The sequence below is a fragment of the Pseudarthrobacter polychromogenes genome, assembly GCF_014644495.1.
Lineage (GTDB): Bacteria > Actinomycetota > Actinomycetes > Actinomycetales > Micrococcaceae > Arthrobacter > Arthrobacter polychromogenes.
The window spans coordinates 105,315-120,768 of the sequence record NZ_BMKU01000009.1 but is presented as its reverse complement, the minus strand read 5'-3'; the positions used below and the strand labels follow the sequence as shown (position 1 = coordinate 120,768).

At 65.9% G+C, this 15,454-nt stretch carries 16 protein-coding genes; 15 read left to right on the top strand and 1 reads right to left on the bottom strand.

The genetic code is table 11. The annotated features are described in order from the left end of the window. The first annotated feature begins 11 nt into the window (after positions 1 to 11). From hpaE to IEX43_RS14645, 12 genes are all read left to right on the top strand, one after another. A complete protein-coding gene (hpaE, locus tag IEX43_RS14700) occupies positions 12 to 1,526 on the top strand; it encodes a 5-carboxymethyl-2-hydroxymuconate semialdehyde dehydrogenase (protein WP_188812104.1) in 1,515 nt (504 codons plus the stop codon). Positions 1,527 to 1,561: 35 nt separating this feature from the next. Then, positions 1,562 to 2,647 (top strand): 3,4-dihydroxyphenylacetate 2,3-dioxygenase, encoded by a 1,086-nt coding sequence (hpaD, locus tag IEX43_RS14695; protein ID WP_188812102.1) that lies wholly within the window; start codon positions 1,562 to 1,564, stop codon positions 2,645 to 2,647. A gap of 2 nt (positions 2,648 to 2,649) precedes the next feature. Further along, positions 2,650 to 3,435 carry a 2-oxo-hept-4-ene-1,7-dioate hydratase gene (gene hpaH, locus IEX43_RS14690; RefSeq protein ID WP_188812100.1) on the top strand — a complete coding sequence of 262 codons (786 nt, stop codon included), beginning with the start codon at positions 2,650 to 2,652 and terminating at the stop codon, positions 3,433 to 3,435. Continuing rightward, entirely contained in the window at positions 3,420 to 4,244 is an 825-nt protein-coding gene (locus tag IEX43_RS14685) for an HpcH/HpaI aldolase family protein (protein ID WP_188812099.1), read from the top strand. Before hpaH ends, IEX43_RS14685 begins: the two co-directional genes overlap by 16 nt. 78 nt (positions 4,245 to 4,322) lie before the next feature. Then, positions 4,323 to 5,375, top strand: a complete 1,053-nt coding sequence (locus IEX43_RS14680; protein WP_188812097.1) for a D-2-hydroxyacid dehydrogenase — start codon at positions 4,323 to 4,325, stop codon at positions 5,373 to 5,375. 26 nt (positions 5,376 to 5,401) lie between these two features. Continuing rightward, positions 5,402 to 6,139 carry a fumarylacetoacetate hydrolase family protein gene (locus IEX43_RS14675; RefSeq protein ID WP_188812095.1) on the top strand — a complete coding sequence of 246 codons (738 nt, stop codon included), beginning with the start codon at positions 5,402 to 5,404 and terminating at the stop codon, positions 6,137 to 6,139. Positions 6,140 to 6,255: 116 nt separating this feature from the next. After that, positions 6,256 to 7,056, top strand: coding sequence for an IclR family transcriptional regulator (locus IEX43_RS14670; protein WP_066279747.1), 801 nt, complete (start codon positions 6,256 to 6,258; stop codon positions 7,054 to 7,056). Between the two features lie 144 nt (positions 7,057 to 7,200). Further along, positions 7,201 to 8,550, top strand: coding sequence for an MFS transporter (locus IEX43_RS14665; RefSeq protein WP_188812093.1), 1,350 nt, complete (start codon positions 7,201 to 7,203; stop codon positions 8,548 to 8,550). 97 nt (positions 8,551 to 8,647) lie between these two features. Then, positions 8,648 to 9,631 (top strand): NAD(P)-dependent oxidoreductase, encoded by a 984-nt coding sequence (locus IEX43_RS14660; protein WP_188812091.1) that lies wholly within the window; start codon positions 8,648 to 8,650, stop codon positions 9,629 to 9,631. After that, on the top strand, positions 9,628 to 10,398 hold the full coding sequence (locus IEX43_RS14655; RefSeq protein ID WP_188812089.1) for an SDR family oxidoreductase: 771 nt from the start codon (positions 9,628 to 9,630) through the stop codon (positions 10,396 to 10,398). Before IEX43_RS14660 ends, IEX43_RS14655 begins: the two co-directional genes overlap by 4 nt. After that, on the top strand, positions 10,398 to 11,510 hold the full coding sequence (locus IEX43_RS14650; RefSeq protein ID WP_188812087.1) for an L-idonate 5-dehydrogenase: 1,113 nt from the start codon (positions 10,398 to 10,400) through the stop codon (positions 11,508 to 11,510). Before IEX43_RS14655 ends, IEX43_RS14650 begins: the two co-directional genes overlap by 1 nt. A gap of 163 nt (positions 11,511 to 11,673) precedes the next feature. Next, positions 11,674 to 13,083, top strand: coding sequence for an aldehyde dehydrogenase family protein (locus tag IEX43_RS14645; protein WP_188812085.1), 1,410 nt, complete (start codon positions 11,674 to 11,676; stop codon positions 13,081 to 13,083). A 113-nt stretch (positions 13,084 to 13,196) separates the two neighbouring features. Here the strand turns inward: IEX43_RS14645 and IEX43_RS14640 are convergent, their stop codons facing one another. Continuing rightward, positions 13,197 to 13,454, bottom strand: a complete 258-nt coding sequence (locus IEX43_RS14640; RefSeq protein WP_066279770.1) for a metal-sensitive transcriptional regulator — start codon at positions 13,452 to 13,454, stop codon at positions 13,197 to 13,199. A 120-nt stretch (positions 13,455 to 13,574) separates the two neighbouring features. Between IEX43_RS14640 and IEX43_RS14635 the strand changes: the two genes are divergently transcribed. From IEX43_RS14635 to IEX43_RS14625, 3 genes are read left to right on the top strand one after another with little or no spacing between them, the layout of a single operon-like run. Next, positions 13,575 to 14,198, top strand: a complete 624-nt coding sequence (locus tag IEX43_RS14635; RefSeq protein ID WP_188731086.1) for a rhodanese-like domain-containing protein — start codon at positions 13,575 to 13,577, stop codon at positions 14,196 to 14,198. Then, positions 14,195 to 15,094 carry a sulfite exporter TauE/SafE family protein gene (locus tag IEX43_RS14630; protein ID WP_188812083.1) on the top strand — a complete coding sequence of 300 codons (900 nt, stop codon included), beginning with the start codon at positions 14,195 to 14,197 and terminating at the stop codon, positions 15,092 to 15,094. Before IEX43_RS14635 ends, IEX43_RS14630 begins: the two co-directional genes overlap by 4 nt. A 21-nt stretch (positions 15,095 to 15,115) precedes the next feature. Beyond that, positions 15,116 to 15,412, top strand: coding sequence for a rhodanese-like domain-containing protein (locus IEX43_RS14625; RefSeq protein ID WP_188812082.1), 297 nt, complete (start codon positions 15,116 to 15,118; stop codon positions 15,410 to 15,412). Positions 15,413 to 15,454: the final 42 nt, after the last annotated feature.

Below are 15,454 nucleotides of genomic sequence, written 5' to 3'. Positions count from 1 at the left end.
AGGACTCAATGATGACGTCTCCCGTAGAAACCCCCAGCACCCATTTCGTGCCGCAGGACCTGCCCACCTCCATCCAGCACTACATCAACGGGAAGTTCGTTGACTCCGTGGGAGGCAAGACCTTCGACGTCCTGGACCCGGTATCCAACACCAACTACGCCACCGCCGCGGCCGGCCAGAAAGAGGACATCGACCTCGCCGTCGCCGCCGCCCGGGAAGCCTTCACCAACGGCCCCTGGCCAAAGATGAAGCCCCGCGAACGCGCCCGCGTCCTGAACAAAATCGCCGACGCCGTCGAGGCACAGGAGTCCCGGCTCGCCGAGCTGGAAACCTTCGACACCGGGCTGCCCATCACCCAGGCCAAAGGCCAGGCCCTGCGCGCTGCCGAGAACTTCCGGTTCTTCGCAGACCTGATCGTGGCCCAGTTCGACGACGCCATGAAGGTCCCCGGCTCCCAGATCAACTACGTGAACCGCAAGCCGATCGGCGTCGCCGGCCTCATCACCCCCTGGAACACCCCGTTCATGCTCGAGTCCTGGAAGCTCGCCCCGGCGCTGGCCACCGGTAACACGGTGGTGCTCAAACCAGCAGAGTTCACTCCGCTTTCCGCGTCCCTGTGGGCCACTATCTTCAAGGACGCCGGCCTGCCGGACGGCGTGTTCAACCTGGTCAACGGCCTCGGCGAGGAAGCCGGCGACGCCCTGGTCAAGCACCCGGACGTCCCGCTGATCTCCTTCACGGGCGAGACCACCACCGGACAGACCATCTTCCGGAACGCCGCCGCCAACCTCAAGGGCCTGTCCATGGAACTCGGCGGCAAGTCCCCCTGCGTGGTGTTCGCCGACGCGGACCTGGACGCCGCGATCGACTCCGCCCTGTTCGGCGTCTTCTCCCTCAACGGCGAACGCTGCACCGCCGGCTCCCGCATCCTGGTGGAGCGCGCCATCTACGACGAGTTCTGCGAAAAGTACGCCGCCCGCGCCAAGAATATCGTGGTGGGCGACCCGCACGACCCCAAGACCGAGGTGGGCGCCCTGGTCCACCCGGAGCACTACGAGAAGGTGGCCTCCTACGTGGAGATCGGCAAGTCCGAGGGCCGGCTGCTCGCCGGCGGCGGACGCCCGGAGAACCTGCCCGAAGGCAACTACATCGCCCCAACGGTGTTCGCCGACGTCGCCCCGGATGCGCGGATCTTCCAGGAGGAGATCTTCGGACCCGTCGTGGCCATCACCCCGTTTGACAATGACGACGAGGCCCTCGCCCTGGCGAACAACACCAAGTACGGGCTGGCCGCCTACATCTGGACGCAGAACCTGACCCGGGCGCACAACTTCTCGCAGAACGTGGAGGCCGGCATGGTGTGGCTGAACAGCCACAACGTCCGTGACCTGCGCACCCCGTTCGGCGGCGTCAAGGCCTCCGGGCTCGGGCACGAGGGCGGCTACCGCTCCATCGATTTCTACACCGACCAGCAGGCCGTCCACATCACCCTCGGTACCGTCCACACCCCCAAATTCGGCGCCTGAACCGCCACCCCCCTCCTCAAAGAAGAGAGAACACCATGACCGACTTCATTCCCACCCCCACGGCCCCGGCGCCGGACATTGTCCGCTGCGCCTACATGGAGATCGTGGTCACCGACCTCGCCAAGTCCCGCGCCTTCTACGTGGACATGCTGGGGCTGCACGTCACAGAGGAAGACGACAACGCCATCTACTTGCGCACCCTGGAAGAGTTCATCCACCACAACCTGGTGCTCCGCAAGGGACCCATCGCCGCCGTCGCAGCCTTCGCCTACCGCGTGAAGTCTCCCGCCGAGGTGGACGCCGCCGAGGCCTACTACCGCGAGCTGGGCTGCCGGGTTGAACGCCGCAGGGATGGCTTCACCAAGGGGGTGGGCGACTCCGTCCGCGTGGAGGATCCACTGGGCTTCCCCTACGAGTTCTTCTACGAGGTGGAGCACGTGGAGCGCCTCACCCAGCGCTATGACCTCTATTCGGCCGGTGAGCTGGTCCGCCTGGACCACTTCAACCAGGTCACCCCGGATGTCCCCCGCGGCCGCAAATACCTCGAGGACCTCGGCTTCCGCGTCTCCGAAGACATCCAGGATTCCGACGGCGTCACGTACGCCGCATGGATGCACCGCAAGCAGACCGTCCATGACACTGCACTGACGGGCGGCAACGGCCCGCGGATGCACCATGTCGCGTTCGCCACGCACGAGAAGCACAACATCATCCAGATCTGCGACAAGATGGGCGCCCTGCGCATCAGCGACCGCATTGAACGCGGCCCCGGCCGGCACGGCGTCTCCAACGCGTTCTACCTCTACATCCTGGATCCGGACGGGCACCGCGTGGAGATCTACACGCAGGACTACTACACCGGCGATCCGGACAACCCCACCATCACGTGGGACGTCCATGACAACCAGCGCCGCGACTGGTGGGGCAACCCCGTGGTCCCGTCCTGGTACACCGAGGCCTCCCTGGTCCTGGACCTGGACGGCAACCCCCAGCCGGTCATCGTCCGGGAGGAAAAGAGCGAAATGGCCGTCACCGTCGGCGCCGACGGCTTCTCCTATACACGGAAGGACGGCGCCCCCGAGGGGGACCGGACAGGTTTCAAGCTTGGGGCGCAGCTGTAGCCATGCTGGATGACAGGACCATCGAGGCCATTGCCGACGAGCTGGTGCAAGCCGGCCGGAACCGGAAGCCCGTCCCGCGCCTGACGGCCCGGTACCCGGAGATGACGGTGGAGGACTCCTACGCGGTGCAGCAGTTGTGGCGGCGGCGGAACGAGGAGGCCGGCCGGACCTTGGTGGGGCGCAAGATCGGCCTCACGTCCAAGGCGATGCAGGCGGCCACGGGCATCACGGAGCCGGACTATGGCGCCATTTTTGATGACATGGTGCTGGAGACCGGCTGCTCGGTGGAGTGGGACCGATACACGCACCCGCGGGTGGAGGTGGAGCTGGCCTTCGTGTTGAAGGACGGTTTGAAGGGCCCCGGGGTCACGATCTTCGATGTCCTGAAGGCCACCGACTACGTGGTTCCGGCCCTCGAGATCCTCGATTCCAGGATTGAGATGGAGGGCCGGACCATCGTGGACACCATTTCGGACAACGCCGCCATGGGTGCCATGGTGATCGGCGGCAACCCGGTGAAGCCGGACGCCGTGGACCTGCGCTGGGTCTCCGCCATCCTCTACAAAAACCAGACAGTGGAGGAGACTGGGGTTGCCGCCGGGGTCCTGGACCACCCGGCCAACGGCGTGCACTGGCTCGCCAACAAGATCGCCGCCCACGGGGATTCCCTGCAGGCCGGTGACATCATCCTCGCCGGATCCTTCACCCGCCCGCTCTGGGTGTACAAGGGCGACACCGTGCACGCAGACTACGGACCCCTGGGGAGTGTCACATGCCGTTTCGACTAGAGGACACCTTCCGGGATGCACTTGCTGCACAAAAAGGCAAAGAAGGCCGGCCGCTGGCCGGGATGTGGGTATGTTCCGGCAGCCCCCTGGTCGCCGAACTCTGCGCCGGGTCCGGGCTGGACTGGCTGCTCGTGGACGCAGAGCACAGCCCCAACGGCCTCGAATCCATCCTCGCCCAACTCCAGGCCATCCACGGCTACCCCGTGCACACCGTGGTGCGGCCGCCGGTCAACGACACTGTGCTGATTAAGCAGTACCTGGACCTGGGTGTGCAGAACCTGCTCATCCCCATGGTCAACTCGGCCACTGAGGCGGAAGCCGCCGTGGCCGCAACCCGCTACCCGCCCGACGGTGTCCGCGGGGTGGGGTCCGCGCTGGCCCGCGCGGCACGCTGGAACCGGGTCCCGGACTACCTGGCCCGCGCCGGCGAGACCATCAGCGTCACCGTGCAGATCGAATCCGGCGCCGCGGTCGCCGTCGTGGAAAACATCCTGGCGGTCGACGGCGTCGACGCGGTCTTCGTGGGCCCGTCGGACCTCGCAGCCTCGATGGGCCTGCTGGGACAGCAGGAACACCCCGAGGTGCGCGCCGCCGTCGAACACTGCCTGTCCGCGGCACAGGCAGCCGGGAAACCGGCCGGAGTCAATGCGTTCAACCCGGACACGGCCCGGCACTACCTGGCCAACGGCGCCAATTTCATCCTGGTGGGGGCCGACGTCGCCCTCCTCGCCCGCGGCTCCGAAGCACTGGCAGCGCAGTACGTTCAGGCGGCGAAGGATGCCGGCGGCGGCGCCCCCGCCAGCTACTGACATACTGCACGATATTCTGCCAACGGGAATAATCGCCCACTGTTCAGTATATTAGCCATAAGCCAGTATAGTGAACGAATGACTTCTTCAATCACCCTTGCGATCGCTGTACCGCTCGAAGCAGAGCTGGTGGAACAGATCCGCGCCGTCGACCCGGCAGTTACCGTCATCTACGAGCCCGAACTCCTGCCACACGAGCGTTACCCGGCCGACCACGCCGGCGACCCGGCCTTCAAGCGCACTCCAGCCCAGGAAGAGCGCTACTGGGCCATGCTCAACAGCGCACAGGTGCTGTATGGCTTCCCCAACGAAAGCCCCGCAGGCCTGGCCCGCATAGCCCGCGAGAATCCGCGGCTGCAGTGGATCCATGCCATGGCTGCCGGGGCGGGCGGAGCCGCCAAGGCCTCCGGCCTGGACCAGGACATTTTGCAAAAGTTCAAGATCACCACATCGGCCGGCGTCCACGCCCTGCCCCTCGCCGAGTTCGCGGCGCTCGGAATACTCAACGGATTCAAACGGAGCGCCGAACTGGCGCAGGACCAGGCCGCCAGAACATGGCCCGAACTGCGGATTCCCACCCGCCTGGTCAACGGCTCCACGCTGGTGGTCACGGGCTTAGGCGAAATCGGGCTGGAGACCGCACGGATTGCCAGGGCGCTGGGGATGAAGGTCAGCGGGACCAAGCGGTCCGTGGAACACATCGACGGCATCGAGCAGGTGGTGGACAACACCGGCCTTCCGGCCCTGCTGGCCACGGCTGATGCGGTGGTGAACACGTTGCCCGGCACCGCCTTCACGGAGAACCTTTTCAACCACGAAACCTTCGCCGCAATGAAGCCCGGGACGGTGTTCATCAACGTGGGACGCGGCACCGTTGTTGACGAAGAAGCCCTGCTGGAAGCCCTCAACAACGGGCAGGTCAGCTACGCCTGCATGGACGTCTTCGCCGTGGAACCCCTCCCGCAGGACAGCCCTCTCTGGGACCACCCCAGGGTCATGGTCTCCCCCCACACATCGGCCCTCAGCGCAGCCGAGAACCGCCTCATTACCGAGCGCTTCTGCAGCAACCTCCGGACCTTCCTCGACGGCGGCGACCTTCCCCACCTCGTGGATACAGTCCACTTCTACTAAGCCCCAGGGGCACGATCAGGAGACCCATGCGCATCGCAAGAATCAAGACAGCAGAGGGCGCCCGGCACGCGGTGGAACGGAGCGGGACATGGCACCACATTGCTGACCCCTTCGAGGAACCCCTGACCTACACCGGGCACACTACCCCGGCCGCCGACGCCGTATTCCTTGCCCCGGTCCGGCCCGCCGTGGTCCTCGGCATCGGACACAACAGGACACTGAACGACCATCCGCTCCCCATCCAGGCATGGCATAAATCCGTGCACACCCTCGCCAATCCCGGCGATCCGGTGGTGGCCGCCCGGGACCGTGGCACGGTCAACGTGGAAGGCGAACTCGCGGTGGTGATCGGCAAACAGGCGAAGGAACTGACGGCGGAGAACGCCCTGGAGCATATCCTCGGGTACACCTGCGTCAACGACGTGACCAACGTGGACCAGGGCCTGGTGGATGAACGGAATTTCCAGGGCAAGGCCGGCGTCAACTACACGCCCCTTGGCCCCTGGATAGAAACCGACCTGCCGGATCCGGACCTTGTGGGAATCGACGTCATCGTCAACGGAGTGGCCCAAGCGAACTCCGGGACGTCCAACCTCCCCTCCTCAGTGGTGGAGTGCCTCCTCTACGTCACCTCCTGGCTGACGCTGGAGCCCGGCGACGTGCTGATGACCGGGGCTCCCGGCACCGCAGTGGCAGTCCTGCCGGGCGACCAGGTGGACATCGTGATCGAGGGAATCGGAACCCTTAGCAATAGCGTCGCCTGAGCTCCCCTTCAGGAGTACGCCTGGCATAGGGGGCGATGACGCGCGCCCCCTATGATGGATGGTGTTCAGTCAAATGAACACCAGCTCGTCCTGCCGCGGCAACCCGAAGGAGAATCATGGCCGATTCCCGCAACTCCGGTCCTCAACCAGACAACCAGGGCAACGCCTCTCCCGCCCCCGCGGTCACGCGGGCGGCTGCGGTCCTGGATGCCCTGGCTTCCTCCGCCACCGGCCGCCTCACCCTCAGCGACCTCTCGCGGGAAGTAGGCATCCCCAAGTCATCCACGTCGAACCTGCTGCTGGCGCTGGAGGAAGCACGGCTCATCAACCGGCAGGGCAGTGAATTCACCCTCGGCCGCAAACTGGTGGAGCTGGGCGCCGCCTACCTCGGCCGGCTGGATGAAGTGCAGGAGTTCTACCGCTACTGCGAGCAGGCTCCCGTCCTGTCCGGCGAGACCGTTCGCATTGCCATGCTCGACGGCCTGAACGTCATCTACCTCGCCCGCTACGAGGGCCATCCTGCCGTACGCCTGACATCGAACATCGGCGACAAAATGCCGGTTTCACTCTGTGCGGTGGGCAAAGCGCTGATAGCAAGGCTTCACGACCATGACATCGAGGAGCTTTTCCCTGATGATGCCGAGCTGCCGGTGCTGACGCCGAAGTCGCTGCGCACAGGTGCCGAATTCAAGGCGCAGCTGCAGACCATCCGCGAACAGGGCTACGCCTTTGAGGATGAGGAATCCACCACGGGCGTGGTCTGCCTGGCCGTTGCCGTACCAACCCGAGGAGCCCACGGCCCCAGCCTGGGACTTTCCGTGACAGCCCTCAAAGCCACATACACGCCCGAGCAGGGTGCCCAGATGGTCAAGGAACTCCAGGAGCTCGCCCACTCACTGGGCAACCCCATGGGGTAGCGGCGGCGCCTCCTTCACAAACGCACCCCCCCTTGCCGTCTGTTCAACTTGCTGTATTGTGTTCAGCATAGTGATCGACGCAACAGGTGTCGTTGCTATCCCACCAGGCCAACGAGGGTCTGGAGTGCGTTTAAGGGAGTTACTGTGACAACTCGTACTAAATCACCGCAGACTGACAGGAACGGCGATGTCGTCGAACCGGAGCAGCTGCGAAGGGCAACGCTTGCCAGCTCTGTAGGGTCAGCCCTCGAGTACTACGACTTTTACATTTATGGCCTCGCGTCAGCACTGATCTTTGGTCCACTGTTCTTTTCCCCCTTGGGTGAAAGCGGCGCAGTCATCGCCTCGTTTGCCACCTACGGCGTCGGCTTTGCCGCAAGGCCCTTCGGCGGGGTGGTCTTTGGCTACATCGGAGACCGCTTCGGCCGGAAAATGGTGCTGATCCTCACCATCGGCCTGATGGGCATGGCGAGCTTCGCCATTGGCCTCCTGCCCACCTTTGAACAGGCAGGAATGCTCGGGGCCGTTCTGTTGGTGGCCCTCCGCATCCTCCAGGGCCTCGGCGCCGGCGCCGAGCAGGCTGGGGCAACCACGCTGATTTCCGAGGTTGCTCCGCGACGCCGCCGCGGGTTCTTCGCCTCCTTGCCCTTCGTGGGCATCCAGCTGGGCACCCTGCTCGGAGCGGGCACCTTCGCCCTGATGGCCCTCGCGGACAGGGATGTGCTGCTGGGCTGGCTGTGGCGGGTACCCTTCCTCGCCAGCGTCATCCTTATTGTCATTGCCGTCTTTATCCGGCTCCGGCTGAAGGAAACCCCCGTCTTCCAGGAACTTGAAAAGCATAAAGCCGTGGTCAAGAACCCGGTGGGCCAAATCTGGAAGCACTCCAAGAAGAATGTGCTCGTCGGGATCGGCCTGCGCATGGGCGAGAACGGCAACTCGTCGGTTTACTCCGCGCTTCTGGTCTCATTCATCAGCCTTCCGGCCGGCGTCTTTCCGGGCGACAAGTTCATTGGCCCAACAGGCCTGCTGATCGCCGCAGGCTGCGCAGCAGTCATGGTGGTCGTCTTCGGCGCCCTGTCCGACCGGTTCGGCCGGGTTCCCGTGTACCGCTACGGGGCACTATTCCAGGCCCTCATCGCACTGCCCGCGTTCTACCTGGTTACGCTGGGCAACGTCACGCTGGTCTGGGCAGTGATGGCGGTGGGCATCGCCCTGGGCGTGCAGTCCATGCTCGGCCCGCAATGCGCCATGCTGCCCGAACTCTTCGGCTCGCAGCACCGGTTCACAGGCGTGGCCCTGAGCCGTGAACTCTCGGCAGTCCTCGCCGGCGGGTTCGCACCCATGATCGGCGTTGCGCTGCTCGCTGCGACCAACCACTCCTGGCTGGTTCCCGCGCTGTACTCACTGGTCCTGGCGGCAATCTCCTTTGTCACCACATTCTTTACTCCCGAAACCAATGGCCGCGACCTGGCGCTCGTGGAGGACGCTAAATAGAAGTCCCTTAACCCTGGGGGCGGCCCCTGCGGGGGCCGCCCCCAGGGTTCGTCAGCAGCCAAGCACCCCCAGCCCGTCCGGTCACCAAAGGTTGAACATGAACAACGCCACCACCTCCACCACTCCCCATTCCCGCGCCGAACGAACCCGTCCGCGTGCCGGGTTTGTCGGGCTGGGGCTGATGGGCGCACCCATGGCCGCCAACCTGCTGCGCGCGGGGTGGTCCGTCACGGGATGGAACCGCTCCCCCGCCGCTGTTGAAGACCTGCTGCGGCTGGGCGGGAGCGGCGCCGCCACGGTGGCAGACTTGAGGGACGAGCCGGTCATCATCTTTATGCTCCCCGATCTTTCCTTCATTGAAGATGCCGCGGCAGGGCTCCTCGACGCATGGCGGTCCTCGCCGCCTGAACCGGGAACGCTCATTGTGGTCATGAGCAGCGTTTCACCCGTGGGCGTCCAGGACTTCGGCCGCGCGGTTATCGAGGCAAGCGGCGGGAACGCCACAGTGCTGGATGCGCCCGTCAGCGGCGGCACGCACGGCGCACAGCAAGGAACCCTGGCCATCATGGCAGGCGGCCCGGAAGAGGACTTCGCGCGGATCCTGCCGGTACTGCAGGCCATGGGTGCAACGGTCCGGCGGCTCGGCGGCCTCGGGGCGGGCTCCCTGGCCAAAGCATGCAACCAGTTGGTTGTTGGCACCACGACGGCGGCACTCGCCGAAGCAGCCGAGCTTGCGGAACGCTCCGGCCTGGACGTCACGGCCCTCTTCGACGTGCTCTCCGGCGGGCTCGCTGCAAGCCGCGTGCTCGAAATCGTAGGCCCCCGCCTGGCAACAAAGGACTACACGCCCACAGGACCGGCCAAGTTCATGCACAAGGACCTGTCTTTTGTTGTGGAGAGCGCACGAAACGTCGGTGCCGCTGCGCCGATGGCGTCCGCCGGGAGAGAACTCTATGCGCAGTTGCTCACCCAAGGCCTGGGGGACCTCGACCTGGCTGTGGTGCGTCAGACCATTGCGAACCTCAGCACCACAAGCGCTTCCCACAGCGGAACCGAAACGGCCAAGGAGACTGCACCATGACTTCACTTTTCGACCTGACCGGGCGTACGGCCCTCATTACCGGCTCCAGCCGGGGAATCGGCAACGCCCTTGCCCGGGCCTTGGCGGATGCCGGTGCAACGGTGGTGTTGAACGGGATGGATGCGGACCGCCTCAAGGCTGCAGAAACGTCCATGTCCGCCGATTTCCCATCCGGCCGTATCCACAGCTGCGCATTCGACGTGACCAAGGACGCAGAAGTGGGCCGTGGGGTGGCGTGGGTGGAGGAGAACGTCGGTCCGCTGGAGATCCTGGTCAACAATGCCGGAATCCAGCACCGGGTGGCCATGCTTGACCTGGACGTCGAGGACTGGGAAAGGGTCATCACCACGGACCTCACCAGTGCTTTCCTCGTGGGCCGGGCGGCCGCGCGCTTCATGATCCCCCGCGGCCGCGGCAAGATCATCAACATATGCTCCGTCCAGGCCGACCTGGCCCGGCCCACTATCGCGCCCTACATTGCCGCCAAGGGCGGCCTGCGAAACCTCACCCGCGCCATGACGGCGGAATGGGCGGCTTCGGGCCTGCAGGTCAATGCCATCGCCCCTGGGTACATCCATACCGAAATGACCCAGAACCTGGTGGATGATGAGCAGTTCAACTCCTGGATCCTGGGGAGAACCCCCGCGCACCGCTGGGGCACCGTCCGCGACCTCGCCGGACCCGCAGTCTGGCTGGCCTCCAGCGGTTCGGACTTCGTGAACGGACAGACAATCTTCATTGATGGCGGAATGACGGTGGTGGTCTGATGCACGCCGTTCCTGATGCTCCTGCAGCCGGCCGGCGCTACCCGTCCGGACTTCCCGCGGCCAGTCCCGCCGTCGTCGCCCACGCGGCAGGCGACCTTCGCATTGACAACATTCCGCTCCCTTCACCCGCTCCGGACCAGGCCGTCGTCGAGATTGCCTACGGCGGCATCTGCGGCTCCGACCTGCACTACTGGCTGCACGGCGCCGCCGGAGAATCCGTCCTGAAGGCACCGATGGTGCTGGGACACGAGATTGTTGGCGTGGTGGTACGCGCGGCAGCGGACGGTGCAGGTCCACCTGAGGGGGCAGCTGTCGCCGTGCATCCGGCCACACCTGGCCCGGGAGCCGGTCCGGACCCTGCCAGGTATCCCCACGACAGGCCGAACCTGTCCCCCGACTGCACCTACCTGGGCAGCGCCGCAAGGTACCCGCATACGGACGGTGCCTTCAGCCGCTACGCCATCTTGCCATCGCGGATGCTGCGGGCCCTGCCCCCTGGCCTGGATCTGAAGACAGCGGCGTTGATTGAACCGGCCAGCGTTGCCTGGCACGCCGTTTCACGCGCCGGTGATATCAGGGGCAAGACCGCCTTGGTGGTGGGGTGCGGTCCCATCGGGGCGCTGGCCGTCGCCGTGCTTAAGCGCGCTGGTGCAGCCCGTATCGTGGCCACAGACCTGCACCGCAAACCCCTGGAGATAGCACAGGCAGTTGGCGCTGACGAAGTCCTGGAAGCAACAGACAGCGAAGCACTGGCAGAGGTCCAGGCCGATGTGGTGATCGAGTCCTCCGGCTCCCACCATGGACTGGCTACGGCCATCAAGGGAACGGTCCGTGGGGGCAAAGTGGTGATGGTGGGGCTGTTGCCGTCCGGTCCCCAGCCTGTACTTATTTCACTGGCCATCACACGGGAACTCGAACTTCTGGGATCATTCAGGTTCAACGACGAGATCGATGACGTCATTTCCGCGCTGGGCGACGGGTCACTTTTCGTGGACCCGGTCATCACGCACGTCTTCCCGCTGGAACGCGGGCTCGAGGCCTTTGAGACCGCCAGGAACTCGGCAGGGTCAGGCAAGGTCCTGCTGGACTTCGCTCCCGGCCGCCCCTCCTGACAGGGGCAGGGGCGAGGAGCTGACACTGGCTCCAGGCTGTTCCCTCCACGTCAAGGGCGCTGCGCCCAAAGACAAGAGGCCAGGACCGGGCGTCCAGCACACTGGAAAGCAACCCGCCAGGCCAACCGGCCGGCGTCCTTGCCTACTCGAAGTGGAGTACACCATGGAAACCTACGATGCGCTTCTGGCGTCCGTTTCTGCCGAACTCGGTACCGGCCGGACCATCCTGGACCCCGCCACGGGAGAGCCCGTAGGCGAAGCCCCCGTCCACAGCCTCGAGTACCTCGAGGCGGCAGTCTCCGCCGCACAGGAAGCGCAGCCGGCGTGGGCGGCGCTGGGCCACAGCGCGAGGTCGGCCGCGCTCCTCAAAGCAGCCGACGCCGTCGAACGTTCCGCCGAGGAACTCGCCCAGCTGCTCTCCCGCGAGCAGGGCAAGCCCCTGAACGGCCCCAACGCCCGGTTCGAAGTGGGTGCCTGCGTGGCCTGGCTGCGCGCCACAGCCAACCTGCCGCTTGAGCCCGAAACGATCGTGGACGACGGCCAGATCCGCGCCGAACTCCACTACAAGCCCATCGGGGTCGTCGCGGCCATCGGCCCGTGGAACTGGCCCATGATGATCGCCATCTGGCAGATCGCCCCCGCCCTGCGCATGGGCAACGCCGTGGTGGTCAAGCCCTCCGGCAACACCCCGCTCTCCGTCCTGGCGCTGGCCACCGTCCTGAACGAGGAACTCCCGGAAGGCATCCTCTCAGTGGTCTCCTGCGGCCGGGAAGTAGGAGCCCGGCTCACGGACCACCCCGCCATCGGCAAGATCATGTTCACCGGCTCCACCGCTGCCGGCCGCGCCATCATCAAATCCTCCGCCGACACCGTCAAGCGCCTCACCCTGGAACTGGGCGGGAACGACGCCGGCATCGTCCTGCCCGACGCCGACCCCAAGGCCATCGCCGAAGATGTTTTCTGGGGCGCCTTCCTGAACACCGGCCAGACCTGCGCGGCCCTCAAGCGCCTTTACGTCCACACCGACATCTACGATGCCGTCTGCGAAGAACTCACCGCCGTCGCCGCCGCAATGCCCATGGGCAACGGCCTCGACGAGGACAACGTCCTGGGTCCCCTGCAGAACAAGGCACAGTACGACGTCGTTGCAGGCCTCGTGGAGGCAGCAAAGGCTTCCGGCGCACGCGTCCTGCTGGGCGGAAATCCGGAGCCGGACCAGCCCGGCTACTTCTACCCCACCACCTTGGTCGCGGACATCGACAACGACAACCCGCTCGTTGCCGAGGAACAGTTCGGCCCCGCACTGCCCATCATCCGCTACAGCACCATCGACGAAGCGGTGGAAAAGGCCAACGCCCTGGAGGTCGGACTCGGCGCCTCCGTCTGGTCTTCGGATGTTTCAGCAGCCCGCGGGGTCGCAAGCCGGATCCAGGCCGGCACCGTCTGGATCAACAGGCACGGCGCCGTGGACCCGCGGATCCCCTTTGGCGGCGCGAAGCAGTCCGGGTACGGACTGGAGTTCGGCGTCGAGGGCCTCAAAGCCCTCGGTGTACCGCAGGTCATCAACGGCTGAAACCTGACACGGCAAGAGGGGCACTGCACGCCGACGCGTGCAGTGCCCCTCTTGCGTTTGCCCGCGGTGGCGGGGATCAGCCAGCCTAAAGGCCCGGGCCGGGGCCAGTGTGGTTACGCCAGGGAAAGGAAGAGCTTCTCCAACTCTTTCCTGTCCATGGTGCTGTCCTCGCGGACAATGCACTGCTCCAGGCCGCTGGCGATGATCGCGAAGCCAGCCCTGTCCAGCGCCTTGGATACGGCGGCGAGCTGCGTGACGATGTCCTTGCAGTCCCTGCCCTCCTCCAGCATCCGCGTCACAGCGGCGAGCTGGCCCTGGGCGCGCTTGAGGCGGTTGACCACTGGGGCCAGTTCAGTCGAGTCGAGTTCCATGAGGTCTCCGTAGGTGGGTTCGTGCCTCCAACTATATACCCCTCGGGGTGTTTTGACTACCCCCCGGGGTATCTGTAATACTCGGTGGGGTATTCACCTTCCCCCAACGAGAGGCCAGCAATGACTTCCCCTTCCACCGCACCTGCCGTTACCGCACTCGCCCCTGAAACCCTCCAGTCCTGGTTCAAAGAGCACCAGGACCTCGTGGTGATCGACGTGCGTTCGGCTGCGGAGTTCGAGTCCATGCATATCCGCGGCTCTTACAACGTGCCGCTGCCGTTGCTGTCCGAGCACACGGATGAGCTCGCCGCCCGGCTGGGGTCCCGCGTGGTCCTGGTCTGCCAGTCCGGCGTGCGCGCCGAGCAGGCCCGCCAGCGCCTTGCCAAGGCCGGAATCGATACCGCCTACGTCCTGACCGGCGGCGCACCCGGCTTCGCCGCTGCCGGCGGTGACGTGGTCAAGGGCAAGGACCGCTGGGACCTGGAGCGGCAGGTCCGCCTTGTGGCCGGCTCCCTGGTGGTCCTGGGCCTGGCCGGCGGCAAGTTCGTTTCCCCGAAGATCCGGACGCTTGCCGGGGTCATCGGCACGGGCCTGACCTTCTCCGCAGCCACCAACACCTGCGCCATGGGCCAGGCCATCTCGGCCATGCCGTGGAATAAGGCCGCCAAGGAGCCCACCCGCGAAAGCGCCATCCTTGCCCTGCCCGTCAACACCGAGGTGAATGCCGAGGCCAAGGCATCATGACCCTCACCCTCATCCTGGTCCTGGCCCTCTCGGTGGTCATCGGACTCTCGCTCGGTGTCCTGGGCGGCGGCGGATCGATACTGACAGTCCCGATCCTGGTGTACGTGGCCGGGTTCGAGGCCAAGGAAGCCATCGCAGCCTCGCTGTTCGTCGTCGGCGTCACCTCCGCGGTGAGCGTGTTCAGCCACGCCCGCGGCGGCAGGGTGATGTGGCGGACCGGACTGATCTTCGGCGCGGCCGGCATGGCCGGCGCGTTCGTGGGCGGCCTCCTGGGCGGGCACATCCCCGGCCAGATCCTGCTCATCGCCTTCGCGGTGATGATGGTGGCCACCTCCGTGGCCATGCTCCGCGGCCGGAAGAAGAAGTCCGACGACGGCGCGCCGCCGGTCAAGCACGAACTGCCCCTGGGCAGGGTGCTGCTGGACGGCGCCGTGGTCGGGCTCGTCACCGGCCTGGTGGGCGCGGGCGGCGGGTTCCTGGTGGTCCCGGCCCTTGCACTCCTGGGCGGCCTGCCGATGTCCGTTGCCGTGGGCACCTCCCTGGTGGTCATCGCCATGAAGTCCTTCGCCGGGCTCGCCGGATACCTCACCACGGTCCAGCTCGACTGGGGCATCACCCTCGGCGTGACCGCCGCCGCCATCGTTGGCAGCCTGGCCGGCTCCAAACTTGCCGGCCGCATCCCCGAAGCCGCCCTGCGCAAGGCGTTCGGCTGGTTCGTCCTGGTCATGGGAACCTTCGTCCTCATCCAGCAGGCCCCTGCCGACCTGCGGTGGTTCATCGCCGCCGGAGTCGCAGCCCTGACGGCAGCAACCGCGGGCGTCTGCTGGTTCTTCATCAGCTCGTGCCCCCTGCGCAACCGCACCGGCCGGCGCAGCAACGTCCCCTCACCCGCCTGACCCCGCCAAAGGAGAAACACCATGGCTGAAATCACCATCACCGAAGCAGAACAGCGTCGCTCCACCGCCCGCATCCTCGATGTCCGCGAGGACTTCGAGGTCGAGGAAGGCATGATCCCCGGCGCCCTGCACATCCCCATGGGCCAGCTGCAGACGCGCCTGTCCGAACTGGACCCCGCCGTCCCCGTCATTGCGGTCTGCCGCAGCGGCAACCGTTCAGCCCGCGTGGCCGACGCCCTCAACGGAGCTGGCTTCACCGCGGACACCATGGCCGGCGGAATGATCGCCTGGACCCGCGCCGGCCTCCCCACCACCTGACCCCTGCAGTTCCGTCAACCTTCACCCCAAACAACGCCCGAA

What these genes read in the sequence shown, in the direction of transcription:
- IEX43_RS14680 (WP_188812097.1), top strand. Translation starts at nt 4,323, where the DNA reads ATGACTTCTTCAATCACCCTTGCGATCGCTGTACCGCTCGAAGCAGAG.
- IEX43_RS14685 (WP_188812099.1), top strand. Translation starts at nt 3,420, where the DNA reads ATGCCGTTTCGACTAGAGGACACCTTCCGGGATGCACTTGCTGCACAA.
- hpaH (WP_188812100.1), top strand. Translation starts at nt 2,650, where the DNA reads ATGCTGGATGACAGGACCATCGAGGCCATTGCCGACGAGCTGGTGCAA.
- IEX43_RS14670 (WP_066279747.1), top strand. Translation starts at nt 6,256, where the DNA reads ATGGCCGATTCCCGCAACTCCGGTCCTCAACCAGACAACCAGGGCAAC.
- hpaD (WP_188812102.1), top strand. Translation starts at nt 1,562, where the DNA reads ATGACCGACTTCATTCCCACCCCCACGGCCCCGGCGCCGGACATTGTC.
- IEX43_RS14625 (WP_188812082.1), top strand. Translation starts at nt 15,116, where the DNA reads ATGGCTGAAATCACCATCACCGAAGCAGAACAGCGTCGCTCCACCGCC.
- IEX43_RS14660 (WP_188812091.1), top strand. Translation starts at nt 8,648, where the DNA reads ATGAACAACGCCACCACCTCCACCACTCCCCATTCCCGCGCCGAACGA.
- IEX43_RS14675 (WP_188812095.1), top strand. Translation starts at nt 5,402, where the DNA reads ATGCGCATCGCAAGAATCAAGACAGCAGAGGGCGCCCGGCACGCGGTG.
- IEX43_RS14640 (WP_066279770.1), bottom strand. Translation starts at nt 13,454, where the DNA reads ATGGAACTCGACTCGACTGAACTGGCCCCAGTGGTCAACCGCCTCAAG.
- IEX43_RS14635 (WP_188731086.1), top strand. Translation starts at nt 13,575, where the DNA reads ATGACTTCCCCTTCCACCGCACCTGCCGTTACCGCACTCGCCCCTGAA.
- IEX43_RS14645 (WP_188812085.1), top strand. Translation starts at nt 11,674, where the DNA reads ATGGAAACCTACGATGCGCTTCTGGCGTCCGTTTCTGCCGAACTCGGT.
- IEX43_RS14650 (WP_188812087.1), top strand. Translation starts at nt 10,398, where the DNA reads ATGCACGCCGTTCCTGATGCTCCTGCAGCCGGCCGGCGCTACCCGTCC.
- IEX43_RS14630 (WP_188812083.1), top strand. Translation starts at nt 14,195, where the DNA reads ATGACCCTCACCCTCATCCTGGTCCTGGCCCTCTCGGTGGTCATCGGA.
- hpaE (WP_188812104.1), top strand. Translation starts at nt 12, where the DNA reads ATGACGTCTCCCGTAGAAACCCCCAGCACCCATTTCGTGCCGCAGGAC.
- IEX43_RS14655 (WP_188812089.1), top strand. Translation starts at nt 9,628, where the DNA reads ATGACTTCACTTTTCGACCTGACCGGGCGTACGGCCCTCATTACCGGC.